Below are 13362 nucleotides of genomic sequence, written 5' to 3'. Positions count from 1 at the left end.
ACGCAGGGTTTGTTTCCCTCAGATCCCCGCGCCCCGCTACAGGCGATCAGTGGATCGTGGAACGAGGCTTCTTCCCACCACGGTGGGAGCGGCCCCTTCACAGCCAGGCCTGCACAGGCAGGGCTGACCCGGGGGCCCCGCGCGAGCGGGCCTGGACTTCCCCCGGGAATGGTCCCAGTGAGTGCATTATTCGTTGAGCGAGCAGGAAGAGAGTTACCCGGTGTACGCGATCGTGCGAGCGGGCGGCCGACAGGAGAAGGTGTCCGTCGATGACGTCCTGAACATCGACAGGGTCTCCAAGGAGGCCGGCGCTACCCTGACCTGGCAGCCCATCCTTGTCGTCGACGGTGACGACGTCATCAGCGAGGCCGACAAGCTGAGCGGTTACACGGTCACCGCCGAGGTTCTCGGTGAGACCGCTGGTCCCAAGATCAACATCCTGAAGTACAAGAACAAGACCGGTTACAAGAAGCGCATGGGTCACCGCCAGAAGCACACCCAGGTGCGCGTCACCGGCATCGCGGCGAAGTAGGAGGCCTGGAGAGATGGCACACAAGAAGGGCGCTTCGTCCAGCCGTAACGGTCGCGACTCCAATGCCAAGCGGCTTGGCGTCAAGCGCTTCGGCGGTCAGACCGTTTCGGCCGGCGAGATCCTGATCCGTCAGCGCGGCACCAAGTTCCACCCGGGCGCGAACGTCGGCCGCGGTGGCGACGACACCCTGTTCGCCCTGGTCGCCGGCGAGGTCAAGTTCGGCAACTACCGCGGCCGCAAGGCCGTGAACATCGTCCCCGCCGCCGCCGAGTAGGTCGCGCGGACGTCGTGGGTTTCGGGGCGGGCCAGGGAACACTGGCCCGCCCCTCGCGTTGTCACTGGTTGACGCGTGTGGTTCGCGGTGACCCTCCTGGGGTGGGCCCGCACGAGTAACGGGGAGAGCTATGCCTGACTTCGTCGACGAGGCGGTCTTGCACGTCAAGGCCGGAAACGGCGGGCATGGCTGTGCCTCCGTGCACCGTGAGAAGTTCAAGCCGCTGGGCGGACCGGACGGCGGCAACGGCGGCCGCGGTGGCGACGTCGTCCTGGAGGTCGACGCCCAGACCGCCACCCTGCTGGACTACCAGCGCCGCCCCCACCGCACCGCCCAGAACGGCACCCCCGGGCAGGGCGGCCACCGCGCCGGAGCCAACGGCGGGGACCTCGTGCTCGCCGTCCCCGACGGAACCGTGGTCACCCGGACGGACGGCGAGGTCGTCGCCGACCTGGTCGGCCACGGGACACGCCTGGTCCTGGCCAGGGGCGGCAGCGGGGGACTCGGCAACGCGGCCCTGGCGAACAAGAGACGCAAGGCTCCCGGCTTCGCCCTCAAGGGAGAGGACGGCGAGGCCTTCGACGTGCGCCTGGAGATGAAGACCATCGCCGACGTCGGCCTGGTGGGCTTCCCCAGCGCGGGCAAGTCGTCGCTGATCGCCGCGCTGTCCGCGGCCCGGCCCAAGATCGCCGACTACCCGTTCACCACCCTGATCCCCAACCTCGGGGTGGTCGAGGCGGGCGCCGTCCAGTACGTGATCGCCGACGTGCCCGGCCTCATCCCCGGCGCGAGCGACGGCAAGGGCCTGGGCCTGGAGTTCCTGCGCCACATCGAGCGCTGCTCCACACTCCTGCACGTGCTCGACTGCGCCACCTACGAGCCCGGCCGCGACCCCGTCAGCGACCTGGAGGCGCTGGAGGCGGAGCTGTCCGCCTACGGTGAGCGCGCCGGTGTCGACCTGTCCGACCGGCCGCGCATCGTCGCCCTCAACAAGGTGGACGTGCCCGAGGCCCGCGAACTCGCCGACCTGGTCACCCCGATGCTGGTCGAGCGCGGGTACCGCGTCCTGGAGGTCTCCGCCGCCTCCCGTGAGGGCCTGCGGGGACTGTCCTTCGCCCTGGGCGAGCAGGTGGCCGCCGCGCGCGCCGCCGCCCCGCCCGTGGAGCCCACCCGGGTCGTGATCCGGCCGAAGATGATCGGCGAGACGCCGTTCGAGGTCGTGCCGCTGGGCGGCAACGCCTTCCGGGTGCGCGGCGACAAGCCCGCGCGCTGGGTGCGCCAGACCGACTTCTCCAACGACGAGGCCGTCGGCTACCTCGCCGAGCGGCTCAACCGCCTCGGCATCGAGGAGGAGCTGGCCAGGGCCGGCGCCACCGAGGGCGCCGAGGTGCACATCGGCACGGAGGAGGACTCCGTGGTCTTCGACTGGGACCCGTCGACCGACGCGGAGGTCGTCCCGTCCGGCCCGCGCGGCACCGACGCCCGGCTGGGCTGACCCGCGCGGGGACACCGTTACGCACCAGCCGGACCCACACTCAGGTACGCGCACGGCGACCGAACCTGGAGCCGTGCCACGGATGGAGAGCCCCCGGTGGAAACCTTGGGAACCGAACACATCGACGAGCTGGAGGTCGCCGGCCGCGCGGCGGTGGCGACCGCGCGGCGGGTCGTGGTCAAGGTGGGGTCGTCGTCGCTGACGACCCCGGACGGACTGATCGACTCCGGCCGTATCCGCGGCCTCGTCGAGGTCCTGGCGGCCCGACGCTCGCTCGGGCAGGAGGTGATCCTGGTCTCCTCCGGCGCCGTCGCCGCCGGGATGACCCCCCTCGGACTGACCCGACGCCCGCGCGACCTGGCCTCCCAGCAGGCCGCCGCCAGTGTCGGGCAGGGCCTGCTGCTGGCGTCCTACACCGCCGAGCTGGCCGGGCACGGCCTCAACGCCGCCCAGGTCCTGCTCACGGTGGAGGACATGATGCGTCGGGTGCAGCACCGCAACGCACAACGCACACTGCGCAGGTTGCTGGACATCGGCGCGGTGCCGATCGTCAACGAGAACGACACCGTGGCCACCCACGAGATCCGGTTCGGCGACAACGACCGCCTGGCCGCCCTGGTCGCCCACCTCATGCGCGCGGACGCGCTCGTCCTGCTCTCCGACGTGGACGCCCTCTACGACGGCAACCCCTCCGACCCGTCCACCTGCGTCGTGGACCTCGTGCGCGGCCCCGAGGACCTGGACGGCATCGACATCGGCGGCAGCGGCAACCGGGGTGTGGGCACCGGCGGCATGGTGACCAAGGTCGAGTCGGCCCGCATCGCCACCGAGGCCGGTGTGCAGACGGTGCTGACTTCCGCCGCCAACGCGCGTGCCGCCCTGGCGGGGGAGCGGGTGGGCACGCTCTTCGCGCCGACGCGGGGCCGCCGCCCCTCGACTCGGCAGCTGTGGCTGGCCCACGCCACCGCCGGTCGGGGCAGCCTGGTCCTGGACCCCGGGGCGGTCGTGGCGGTCGTGAGCGAGAAGGCCTCGCTGCTGCCCGCCGGGGTGGTCCGCGTCATGGGGGACTTCAGCGCGGGCGACCCGGTCGACCTGCGCGACGAGCGCGGTACCGTGGTCGCGCGCGGACTGGTCAACTACGACGCGTCCGAGGTTCCCGACATGATGGGCAGGTCGACACGGTGGTTGGCTCGCGAGATGGGTCCCTCCTACGAGCGCGAACTCGTGCACCGCGACGACCTGGTGGTCCTGTGACACACCGTGGCGGAGCCGCCCCGGGGCGCGCCGCCGCTGCGGTCGTCCTCGTGGTCCTGGCCGCCGGGTGCGCGGCGGGCGGAACCGACGGGGCGGAGCTCTCGTCCGCGGGGGCGGACGGGGTGGATCTTCCGCCCGCGGGCGTGTTCGACTACCAGCTCGGCGGCGCCTACGAACCGGCCTCCGAAGTGGTGGCGGTGGTGCGCGACGCCACCGACGAGCCCGCCGCCGGACTGTACTCGGTCTGCTACGTCAACGGGTTCCAGACCCAGCCGCAGGAACGGGACGCGTGGGTGTCCGACCACTCGGACCTGCTGCTGCGCGACGAGGACGGGGAGTTTGTCGCCGACCCGAACTGGCCGGACGAGTTCCTGCTGGACGTGTCCACCGAGGAGCAGCGGACGGAGATCGCCGAGATCGTCGGCGTGACCGTCGAGGAATGCGCGGAGCGGGGCTTCGACGCCGTGGAGTTCGACAACCTGGACTCCTACACCCGCTCCGACGAAGCGTTCACGGCCGACGACGCCCTCGCGTTCGCCGCCGAACTCACGGAGGGGGCGCATGCCCTGGGCCTGGCCGTCGCGCAGAAGAACTCCGCCGAACTGGCCGATCGGGCGAGGGAGGAGGTCGGGTTCGACCTGGCCGTCGCCGAGGAGTGCGCGGCCTACGACGAATGCGCCGCATACACGGACGTGTACGGTGACGCCGTGCTCGCCGTCGAGTACCTCGACACGCTGGACATCCCCTTCGAGGAGGTGTGCGCCGACCCGGGCACCCCGGCCGGCACGATCCTGCGCGACCGCGACCTCGTCGTCCCCGACGAACCCGGGTACCTCTTCGAGACCTGCTGACCCGGGCTGCGCGGCGCGGGAACCGACGTCGTCACTCCCACGGCAGGCGTCGCGGCGATGGTGCGCCGCGAGCACGAACACCGTCCTCGAATCGTCGCCCACGCGGCACCGGACACGGCCCTCGCCTCTCCTGGCACGATGCCGCCCCTCGAACGGAGCCCGCGGAGCAGGACCGGTCGCCGGCTGGTCCGCGACCTGTGAGAGGGTCCCTCCGGGACATCCCGTCCCCAAGGAAGGGAGACGGCATGGCGAGTTTGGCTGTCCGCGCTCTCGCGGGCGTCCTCCGGTCCACGCGCAGGCGTCCGGCCGAGACCGTCGCGGGCGCCCGGAGGCGGATCGCGCGGGCCAAGACCGACCCGGCCCCGCCCGGGTGGGTCGGCCGCCGGCACCGGGTCACCCGGCGGGAGGTCGGCGGGTTCCGCGTGTACACCGTCCGCCCCGTGAGGGTCGCCGCCCCCGAGCGGGCCGTGGTGTACCTGCACGGCGGTTCCTACGTCAGTGAGATCGGCCTCGCGCACTGGGCGCTGGTCTCGCGGCTCGCCGACGCGGGCTGCCGGGTGGATGTCCCCGTCTACGGGCTGGCGCCCCAGCACACGCACCGGGAGGCGTTCCCGTTCCTGACCGAGGTGCACCGCGGGCTCCTCGACGACCTGCCGCCGGATCGGGTCGGGTTCGCGGGCGACTCGGCCGGGGCTGGGTTGGCGCTCGCCCTCGCGCAGTCGCTCCCCGAGAGCGGACTGCCCCTCCCCGCGCGGATGGTGCTCGTCTCCCCGTGGGTCGACGCCACCCTGACCCACCCGTCCATCCCGGCGGTGGCGGCGGTCGACCCCATGCTCAGCCGCGTCGCCCTCCTGGAGTCGGCGCGGGCCTGGGCGGGCGGGGACGACCTGGCCCACCCCCGCATCAGCCCGGTCAACGGTCCGATGGCCGGGTTGCCGCCGACCGACCTGTACATCGGCACCCGCGACCTGTTCCACGGCGACGTCCTGCGGCTGCACGGAGCGCTGCTGGCGGCGGGGACGCGGGTGCGGCTCGACGAGGCGGTCGGGGCGATCCACGTCCACCCCCTGACACCCACCCCCGAGGGGCGCCGGGCACGCCGCCGGATCACCGTCGCCCTGCGGGGACCGCGTTGACGTCCCAGGGCGTGGGCCCGCGGCGAACGCCCTAGGATGCGGTGCGTGAGCGACCACAGCACGCGCGGGCGCGCCCCGCACCCCCAGCGGGGCCGCGTCCGCGAGATCCCCACCGAACGCAACGCCACCAGGATCGCCTACGCGCCCGAACGCGACGGCCTCGCCGACGCGGGAGAGATCGTGTGGACGTGGGTCCCCTTCGAGGAGGACCCCGAGCAGGGCAAGGACCGGCCCATGCTCGTCGTCGGGCGCAAGGACGGGCGCCTGCACGGGCTCATGCTCTCCTCCCGGAGCCCCGACGCCTGGGAGGCCCAGGACTGGCTGCCCATCGGCACGGGCCCCTGGGACCGCGAGGGCCGGGACTCCCACATCCGGGTGGACCGCCTCTTCGAGTCCGACGAGGGCGACATCCGCCGGGAGGCCGCCGTCCTGGACGAGAAGCGTTTCCGGCTGATCGCGGAGGTGCTGCGGAGCCGCTACGGATGGAGCTGAATCCGACCGACGGGCCGAACACGTGGACGCGCCGCGTTCGCGCCGGGCCCCGGCCCGCGTCCATGGCGGCCGGACCGTCTCCTCGGCTGAGGGCTCCTGGCCGGAACGCCCGGTCGCGCCCATGGGCCGGGGAGGGCGCGACCGGGCTCCAGTGCCAGGGCGGGTGTGCCCGGCTCAGCCCGTGACCGCGGGGGCCTTCGCCGGTGCGCCCAGGTGGGCGGTGAGCTCGGCGCGCAGCCGTGCGCGGTCGGCCCCGTGTCCGTGCGCGGCCACGTAGCCGTCGGGGCGGATCAGGTGGTAGCCGGACGCCGGACACAGCCGGTGCGCCTCGGCCTCGCCCGCCGCCAGCGTCCGCACGGTGACGTCGGGCCGGTCGGCGACGGCCCTGGTCAGGTCGTCCTCCACCGCGGGGGCGCCGGGCACGACGGCGACCGTCCATCCGGGAGGGACAGCGGGCGCGCCCGCCGCCTCGGCGCCGCCGACGCCGATCCGGACGGCCAGTGCGCGCGGCAGGGCGTGCCCGACGCGGACCGCGCCGGGCCGCCTCTGGGTGAGGTGGCAGGAGGAGGGCCAGGCTGGTTCCTGTGTGCTGCGGGTCGGGGCGTAGCGGAACCGGTACCCGGCCATCACCGGCAGGTAATGGCGGTCCACCACGGGTTCCAGGGCGCGGAAGGCGGCGTCCCTGGCGGCCGTCTGGAGCGGGTGCTTGAGCATCCACCCCCGGGTCTGGACGTCGGTGTCGCGCACGACCTGGCGCGCCACGTCCCGGCGCTCGTGCTGGTAGGTGTACAGCAGCGACGGCTCGGCGCGCCCGTCGAGCACGGCGGCCAGCTTCCAGGCGAGGTTCTGCGCGTCCTGCATCCCGGTGTTGAGCCCCTGTCCGCCCGCCGGGCTGTGCACGTGGGCGGCGTCCCCGGCGAGGAAGACGCGGCCGCGCTGGAAGTCGTCGGCGTGCCTGCGGTGGACGCGGAAGACCGACTCCCACACGGGGTCGACCAGGCGGACGCGCCGGGTCCCTGTTCGTCGGCGATCCGCTGGAGCAGTTCCACGCTCGCCTTCTCACCCGGCGGCAGGCTGCTGAAGAAACGGAACACCCCGTCGGGGAGGGCGACGATGACGAGCGCCCCCTGGGGTGACTGGTAGTAGAGCGCCTCGTCGGTGGGCAGGTCGCCCTCGATCCGGCAGTCGACCAGGGCGAACGCCGACTCGTAGGTGCTCCCGACGAACCCGGTGCCGATCTGGGCCCGGACCGCGCTGCCGGCCCCGTCCGCGCCGATGACGAAGGGCGTGCGGTAGCGCTCCACCGTGCCGTCCCGGTGCTCCAGAACGGCGGTGACCCCGTCGGTGTTGGTGATGTCGCCCGAGAAGTCGAGCCCGTCGAAGGCCAGGAGTCGCACGCCGCGCTCGATGCGCCCGCCCAGTTCGTGCAGCCGGTCGGTGAGCACGCGCTCGGTCTCGCACTGGGGCAGGCACAGCGGGGTGAGGTGGTCGGGGAAGGTGAACGTGGCCAACGGCTCCCGCGCGGAGAAGTAGCGGAACCTGGCGATGTCGATGCCGGCCTCCCTGGCGGCGCCGAGGGATCCGAGGTCGTCCAGCATGTCGAGCGTGCGCGGCCACAGCAGCAGGGCCTTGGGGAAGGGGGAGGCGTGCTCCGCCCGGTCGACGAGCCGGACGCTGACCCCCCGCCGGATGAGTTCACATGCGGCGGTCAGTCCCACGGGCCCGGCGCCGACGATCAGGACGTCCGCGGGTTCCACCGGGGTTCGAGGTGTGTGGTCGGGGGTGGTGTCCTCACTGGTCAGTGGCATCTCAATGAGCTCCGATCGATTCGGATCCTGGGGCCCCGGGGGACGCGGGTCGCCCGCCCGGGGCATCTATAAGATTGACGATGATAATAAGATACCTTATGCTTCTCTGTAGCTAGATGGTTATAAGGATTCGATGTAGGAGTGAGGAACGGTGACTCCGATCACGGCGCGGCCGGACGCCCAGGGCGGGCCGGTACCCCGGATCCGGGCGAGCGGCGACGCCGGCGTCCGTGTGTCCACCGTCGCCCCAAGCCCGCGAGCCCATGCCCGCGCGTCCCGGCTGTGGAGCCTTGGCGCCGCGCTTCGGGCTGAGCATCCGGGTCGCCGGTCCCCGCTCCCGGTGGCGTGACGCCTTCGCGACCCCGCCCCGCCCACTGCTCCCCGCTCCACGGGAGGCCCGTGCCCCAGGCCTTCCGCCCCACCAGGTCCACGAGCAAGAGGAATGCGAGACACACCATGCAGATGCCCGCGCACGACCTCCTCACCGTCGACGAGGCGGCGGAGCGGCTCGACGACCCCCGTCTGGACTACGCGCGCACGCTCGACCGCACGGTCGTCCACCGGGAGGCCCTGGCCGAGGTCTTCGTCACCGACACCCGGTCCCTGGGCGGCGACGCCCACGCGGCGGCGGCGCAGCTGCCGCGGTTGCACGCCTACTTCGGCGACCACCTGCTGCGCCCGCGCCTGCACGACCCGGTCCTGCTCCTGGAGGCCTGCCGTCAGGCCGGGCTCGCCATCGCCCACACCCACTACGCGGTCCCCTTCGACCACAAGTTCGTGCTCACCACCCTGAGCGTGGCGATCGACCGCCCGGACCGGATGGTCGTCGGCCGGGCGCCCAGCGCGTTGAAGATGCTGGCCTCGATCGATGACAAGCGGGTCAAGGAGGGGCGCGTGGTCGGCTACGACGCCCGCTTCCGACTCTTCGTCGACGACGCCGAGGTCGGCACTGCCGTCGTCGGGCTGCGCTTCAAGTCGCCGGAGAGCTACCGGCGCCTGCGCTCCAGCAACCGCTCCGGCGCGCCGCTGCCCTCCACCGCACGCTTCGAGTTCACCGTCCCCGGCGAGGTCCCCGCCCCCTACCTGGTCGGCCGCGCCAGCGACGAGAACGTCGTCCTGGCCGGACTGCGCACGGACGCCGACGTCGTCTCCGCCTCCATGCGCGTGCTCCCCGAGCACCCCAGCCTGTTCGACCACGCCCAGGACCACATCCCGGGCATGGTCCTGGCCGAGGCCGCCCGCCAGCTCGCGCTCAACGCCCTCCTGGAGGCCCGGGGCACCTCGCCCGCCAAGGCCTACGTCGCCGGGATCACCGCCGCGTTCACCGCCTTCGGTGAGCTGGAGCCCCGTACCGACCTGCTGGCCCGAGTCCGGCCCGCCGGGGAGAACACCCAGGAGGGCGACGTCTACTACACCCAGGGCGGCACGGTCGAGTACCCCTCGGACCCCGCGGCGTCCAGCGCCGTCGAGGTGGACGTGCGTCAGGAGGACGTGTCCATCTGCCGACTGGACGTCGCTCTCGTCCGGGTCACGTCCTGACCCCGGCCCGCCGGAACGCACCCACACCGCAGTCAGGAGAGACGCCCATGACGGCACCAGGCGACGTGCACGGCACGGGAGCCCGCACACCAGCCATCGCCTTCTTCGACGTGGACGAGACGCTCATCGGCCCCAAGAGCATGTTCTCGTTCCTGGAGTTCCGGTTCACCAGTGACGGGCGCGAGCCCTCGGCCTACGACCGGGCGGTCGCCGACCTGCGCGCTATGGCGGCCGGGGGAGCGCCCCGGCAGGACGTCAACCGCGCCTACTACCGGCTCATGGCCGGGGAGAGCACCGACCGGCTGCGCGGTCTGGGGAGGGCCTGGTTCGAGACCGCCTCCGCCCGTGCCGGGTTCTGGCACCCGCCCGTCGTGGAGCGGCTGCGCCGCCACCGCGACCAGGGGGACCTCGTGGTCCTGCTGTCGGGTTCCTTCTTCGCCTGCCTGGAGCCGATCGCCGGGGCCGTCGGTGCGAACTGGGCCCTGGGCACCCGCCCCGTCGCACGCGACGGGCGTACCACGGGCGAGGTCGTGGTTCCGATGATCGGTGCGACCAAGGGCACGGCGGCGCGGGCGGCCGCCGCCGTGCGCGGTGTCCCGCTGGCCGACTGCACCGCCTACGGCGACCACTCCAGCGACCTGTCCCTCCTGTCGGCGGTCGGCCACCCGGTGGCCGTCGGCGACGACTCGGTGCTCGGCGCACACGCCGACCGGCACGGCTGGGAGCGGATCAGGGACGTCTCGGCTCCCGCGGTAGCCGCCACGGCCGCCGCGGGCTGAGGGGCCGCCCGCCATGGCCCGCGGGCCACTCTCATGCTCGGCGTGCCCCGGTCGAAGCGGTTTCGGCGCTCCGGTGCGCGCCATGGCGCTGGTCTGACCGGGCGCCGACACCCACGCGGCGCTCCAGAGTTCAGTACATAGGGAGACAGCACGATGACGATCGCCATCCTTGGAACCGGCTCCTACCTACCGGCCGACGTGGTCGGCAACGACGAGATCGGGCGCACGACCGGTGTGACCGACGAGTGGATCCGCCGCAAGACCGGGATCCGCGAGCGCAGGCGCGCCGCTCCCGGCGAGGCCACCTCCGACCTCGCGGCCGAGGCGGGCCGCCGGGCACTGGCCCAGGCCGCCATCCCGGCGGAGCGGCTCAGCTACATCATCGTCGCCACGTCCACGCCGGACCACCCGCAGCCGGCGACGGCCAGTATCACCCAGCACCTGCTCGGCGCCCGCCGGGCGGCCGCCTTCGACGTGAACTCCGTGTGCAGCGGGTTCGTCTACGCCCTGTCCGTGGCCGAACACCTGCTGCGTCCCCAGGGCGACGCCTACGCCCTGGTCGTCGGGGGTGACATCTACTCCCGCATCCTGGACTACAGCGACCGCAGGACCGCCACCCTGTTCGGCGACGCGCCGGCGCGTCGTGCTGGGTCCCGCGCGCGACCGCGACGGGGTCCTGGGCGCCCAGCTGCTCACCGACGGGGACCACCACGAGCTGATCCGTGTTCCGGCGGGCGGGTCCCGCCTGCCCGCCTCCGCGGCCACGCTCGACGGTGGCGACCACTTCTTCCAGATGGAGGGGCGGGGCGTGCGCGACTACGTCACCCGGCGCCTGCCCGAGGTCATCCACCAGATGCTCGACGGCATGGGTGTGGCCCGTGACGAGATTCGCCACTTCGTCCCGCACCAGGCCAACGGCGCGATGCTCACCGACATCTGGCCGTCCCTGGGCCTGGAACGGGCCCACCTGCACCTGACCGTGGAGCGCCAGGGCAACACCGGATCGGGGTCGATCCCGATCGCCCTGGACACCGTCCACCGGTCGGGCCTGCTCCAGCGTGACGACCTGGTCCTCCTCGCCGGGTTCGGCGGCGGGATGAGCGTCGGTCTCGCGTTGGTCCGGTGGAGCCCGGTCCCGGTGCCGCGCCACCCGGTCGGGCGGGTCGCGGTCTCCGTCCCCACACCGGTGACCGTCTGATGGCGGTCGCCCAGGGCGCGCGACGGGGCTCGGCGGACGTCGTCCCGCGCCGGGGGACCGCGGTCTCCGACGACCTCGGGGCGATGCGCGCCGACGCCCGGGCCGGCGGCCGGACGGGAGCGGCACGCACGCGTCGAAGGGGGCGTCGTGTGGGTGAGGCGACGACCGAAGAGGACCTGGTGGCCGAGAACAGCCTGATCCTGGACGTCATCCGGAAACGCCCGAACCCGGATGAGGTGCGGGTCCTGTCCGCGGTGCTGCGCACGACCATCCGGGCGCGCCAGCGCCAGTGGGCGCGGATCGCCGGACCGGCGCCGTGTCCGGGGGAGCCCGCCGGATCCTCGCGGGCCGCTCCGGGGCGCCCCTGGCCCTGAGAGGGACCGCGAGCGAGGAATTGACCCGGACCGTGTGCGCGCGGGGTCCGGGTCTATCGCTCGTTCAGGTCCACGAGTTCGGTGCGGGCCTCGGCGGAGGCCTCGGCGCACCGCGCCAGGTAGCGCACGAACTCCTCCTCCTCGGCCTTGGTGAAGGCGTGGCTCAGTCGCGCCTCGACCCGGACCGCGGCCTCGTCGGCCCTCGTGAGCAGCGCGTGGCCCGTCTCGGAGAGCCGGGTCTCCAGGATGTGCGAGTGCAGCGGGTGCGGCTTGCGCTCGATGAGCTCCCGCCTGCTCAGCGTGGCCAGGACGGAGGACATCGTCTGCGGGGTCACCAGGCACCGTCGGGCCAGGATCGCACCCGACAGCCCGGGTTCCTCCGACAGCACGAGGAGGACCGTGTACTGCGGAACGGACAGGTTGAACTGACGCAGCACCGCGTGCTTGGCCGCGATCAGCTCCTGCTCGGCGCGTTTGAGGTGATGACCGATCCGCTGGTCCATGGGAAGCTGGGTCATCTGCGAATCGTATATCAGGGCGATTGTCCCTCCGTGCTCGTCGTTCCATCCGGAACCGGCACCAGGGCGGTACCCGGGGCGGGCGGGCGTACACCTGGCCCCGGGCGGGAGGGGTCAGTACCGCCCGCCCGCGGTCGCGGCGGCGAGCGGATCCAGCGCGTCCAGGTCGTCCGGGGTCAGGGCCAGTTCGGCCGCCTCCGCGTTCTCGTCCAGGCGCTGCGCCGCTTGGTGCCCGGGATGGGCACGACGGGGAGTCCCCAGGCGGAGGCCTGGGTGTGGACCCAGGCGAGCGCGACCTGTCCGAGGGTGGCGTCGTGGGCGTCGGCCACGCGCTGGACGGTGGCGAGCAGTTCCTTGTTGCGCGCGAGTTCTGCGCGGAGAATCGGGGGTTGCGGCGGCGGAAGTCGTCCTCGTCCAGCCCGTCGCGCGTGGTGTAGGAACCGGTGAGGAAACCCCGCCCGAGCGGAGAGTAGGGGACGAACCCGATCCCGAGCTCACGACAGGCGGCCAGGATCCCCTCGTCCTCCACGTGCCTGGTCCACAGGGAGTACTCGGTCTGCACGGCAGCGATGGGGTGGACGGCCTGGGCGGCGCGGATCTCCTCGGAGCTCACCTCGGACAGCCCCAGGTGGCGGATCTTGCCGGCGGCCACCAGCTCCGCCATCGCCCCGACGGTCTCCTCGATCGGGACGGAGGGGTCGCGCCGGTGCATGTAGTACAGGTCGATCGTGTCGACGCCGAGGCGGGCGAGGCTGGAGTCGCAGGCGGACCGGACGTAGGTCGGGTCCCCGCGGTGCGTGCGCTCTCCGGTCTCACGGTCACGGACGATGGCGAACTTGGTGGCGAGGACGGCCTCGTCCCGCCGCTCCCGCACGACCTTGCCCACGAGTTCCTCGTTGGCCCCGTGGCCGTACATGTCGGCCGTGTCGAGGAAGTTCACGCCGATGTCGAGGGCGTGGTGCAGGGTCGCGACGGATTCCGCGTCGTCACCAGGTCCGTAGAACTCACTCATGCCCATGCAGCCGAGTCCCTGGACGGACACGGTGGGGCCGCTGGAGGTCAGCGAGGCGGTCCGCATGACGCACTCCTGTGGTCGGGGTCGTACGACACGA

The 13362-nt window shown here is 72.8% G+C and carries 13 protein-coding genes and 4 pseudogenes; 12 read left to right on the top strand and 5 right to left on the bottom strand.

All coding sequences use genetic code 11. The features are described from left to right. Window positions 1-220: 220 nt before the first annotated feature. From rplU to BJF83_RS23400, 7 genes are all read left to right on the top strand, one after another. A complete protein-coding gene (rplU, locus tag BJF83_RS23430; protein WP_075928004.1) occupies window positions 221-532 on the top strand; it encodes a 50S ribosomal protein L21 in 312 nt (103 codons plus the stop codon). A 13-nt stretch (window positions 533-545) separates the two neighbouring features. After that, entirely contained in the window at window positions 546-806 is a 261-nt protein-coding gene (rpmA, locus tag BJF83_RS23425; protein ID WP_075928003.1) for a 50S ribosomal protein L27, read from the top strand. Window positions 807-936: 130 nt separating this feature from the next. Next, window positions 937-2301 (top strand): GTPase ObgE, encoded by a 1365-nt coding sequence (gene obgE / locus BJF83_RS23420; RefSeq protein WP_075928002.1) that lies wholly within the window; start codon window positions 937-939, stop codon window positions 2299-2301. Between the two features lie 96 nt (window positions 2302-2397). Then, complete coding sequence (proB, locus tag BJF83_RS23415; protein WP_075928001.1) at window positions 2398-3555, top strand: glutamate 5-kinase; 1158 nt, start codon at window positions 2398-2400, stop codon at window positions 3553-3555. Next, the gene (locus tag BJF83_RS23410; protein ID WP_075928000.1) at window positions 3552-4406 is read left to right on the top strand and encodes an endo alpha-1,4 polygalactosaminidase; all 855 of its coding nucleotides are present in this window, start codon (window positions 3552-3554) and stop codon (window positions 4404-4406) included. The genes proB and BJF83_RS23410 overlap by 4 nt, the downstream gene beginning before the upstream one ends. Before the next feature lie 245 nt (window positions 4407-4651). Continuing rightward, a complete protein-coding gene (locus BJF83_RS23405) occupies window positions 4652-5542 on the top strand; it encodes an alpha/beta hydrolase fold domain-containing protein (RefSeq protein ID WP_075927999.1) in 891 nt (296 codons plus the stop codon). Between the two features lie 45 nt (window positions 5543-5587). Then, window positions 5588-6034: a type II toxin-antitoxin system PemK/MazF family toxin gene (locus BJF83_RS23400; protein ID WP_075928032.1), complete on the top strand. Its 447-nt coding sequence runs from the start codon at window positions 5588-5590 to the stop codon at window positions 6032-6034. 174 nt (window positions 6035-6208) lie between these two features. Here BJF83_RS23400 and BJF83_RS29960 read toward each other — a convergent pair whose 3' ends face one another. The 3 genes and pseudogenes from BJF83_RS29960 to BJF83_RS29950 all read right to left on the bottom strand — a co-directional run. Next, the gene (locus BJF83_RS29960; protein ID WP_262391809.1) at window positions 6209-6688 is read right to left on the bottom strand and encodes a hypothetical protein; all 480 of its coding nucleotides are present in this window, start codon (window positions 6686-6688) and stop codon (window positions 6209-6211) included. A 144-nt stretch (window positions 6689-6832) separates the two neighbouring features. After that, window positions 6833-7021: pseudogene (locus BJF83_RS29955) on the bottom strand (FAD-dependent monooxygenase); the annotation flags it as partial. A gap of 194 nt (window positions 7022-7215) precedes the next feature. Next, a pseudogene (locus tag BJF83_RS29950) lies at window positions 7216-7842 on the bottom strand (FAD-dependent oxidoreductase); the annotation flags it as partial. 462 nt (window positions 7843-8304) lie between these two features. Here BJF83_RS29950 and BJF83_RS23390 point away from each other — a divergent pair. The 5 genes and pseudogenes from BJF83_RS23390 (at window position 8305) to BJF83_RS23375 (ending at window position 11732) form a co-directional block, all read left to right on the top strand. Continuing rightward, entirely contained in the window at window positions 8305-9381 is a 1077-nt protein-coding gene (locus tag BJF83_RS23390) for a ScbA/BarX family gamma-butyrolactone biosynthesis protein (protein WP_262391804.1), read from the top strand. Between the two features lie 47 nt (window positions 9382-9428). Beyond that, a complete protein-coding gene (locus BJF83_RS23385) occupies window positions 9429-10160 on the top strand; it encodes an HAD family phosphatase (RefSeq protein ID WP_075927997.1) in 732 nt (243 codons plus the stop codon). 153 nt (window positions 10161-10313) lie between these two features. Further along, window positions 10314-10733, top strand: a pseudogene (locus BJF83_RS29945) (3-oxoacyl-ACP synthase III family protein); the annotation flags it as partial. Between the two features lie 70 nt (window positions 10734-10803). Further along, the gene (locus BJF83_RS29940) at window positions 10804-11358 is read left to right on the top strand and encodes a 3-oxoacyl-ACP synthase III family protein (protein WP_262391803.1); all 555 of its coding nucleotides are present in this window, start codon (window positions 10804-10806) and stop codon (window positions 11356-11358) included. Next, window positions 11358-11732 (top strand): hypothetical protein, encoded by a 375-nt coding sequence (locus BJF83_RS23375; protein WP_075927996.1) that lies wholly within the window; start codon window positions 11358-11360, stop codon window positions 11730-11732. Before BJF83_RS29940 ends, BJF83_RS23375 begins: the two co-directional genes overlap by 1 nt. A gap of 53 nt (window positions 11733-11785) precedes the next feature. On the opposite strand, the gene BJF83_RS23370 is transcribed toward BJF83_RS23375, so the two are convergent. Both BJF83_RS23370 and BJF83_RS23365 read right to left on the bottom strand, forming a co-directional pair. Continuing rightward, window positions 11786-12250, bottom strand: a complete 465-nt coding sequence (locus BJF83_RS23370) for a MarR family winged helix-turn-helix transcriptional regulator (protein ID WP_075927995.1) — start codon at window positions 12248-12250, stop codon at window positions 11786-11788. 114 nt (window positions 12251-12364) lie between these two features. Continuing rightward, window positions 12365-13328 (bottom strand): annotated as a pseudogene (locus tag BJF83_RS23365) (aldo/keto reductase). Between the last annotated feature and the right edge of the window lie 34 nt (window positions 13329-13362).

Source organism: Nocardiopsis sp. CNR-923 (assembly GCF_001942255.1).
GTDB lineage: Bacteria > Actinomycetota > Actinomycetes > Streptosporangiales > Streptosporangiaceae > Nocardiopsis.
The sequence above is the reverse complement of the archived record's forward strand: the minus strand, read 5'-3'. Positions and strand labels throughout refer to the sequence as shown.

What these genes read in the sequence shown, in the direction of transcription:
- rpmA (WP_075928003.1), top strand. Translation starts at nt 546, where the DNA reads ATGGCACACAAGAAGGGCGCTTCGTCCAGCCGTAACGGTCGCGACTCC.
- obgE (WP_075928002.1), top strand. Translation starts at nt 937, where the DNA reads ATGCCTGACTTCGTCGACGAGGCGGTCTTGCACGTCAAGGCCGGAAAC.
- BJF83_RS23405 (WP_075927999.1), top strand. Translation starts at nt 4,652, where the DNA reads ATGGCGAGTTTGGCTGTCCGCGCTCTCGCGGGCGTCCTCCGGTCCACG.
- BJF83_RS23390 (WP_262391804.1), top strand. Translation starts at nt 8,305, where the DNA reads ATGCCCGCGCACGACCTCCTCACCGTCGACGAGGCGGCGGAGCGGCTC.
- BJF83_RS23385 (WP_075927997.1), top strand. Translation starts at nt 9,429, where the DNA reads ATGACGGCACCAGGCGACGTGCACGGCACGGGAGCCCGCACACCAGCC.
- BJF83_RS23375 (WP_075927996.1), top strand. Translation starts at nt 11,358, where the DNA reads ATGGCGGTCGCCCAGGGCGCGCGACGGGGCTCGGCGGACGTCGTCCCG.
- BJF83_RS23370 (WP_075927995.1), bottom strand. Translation starts at nt 12,250, where the DNA reads ATGACCCAGCTTCCCATGGACCAGCGGATCGGTCATCACCTCAAACGC.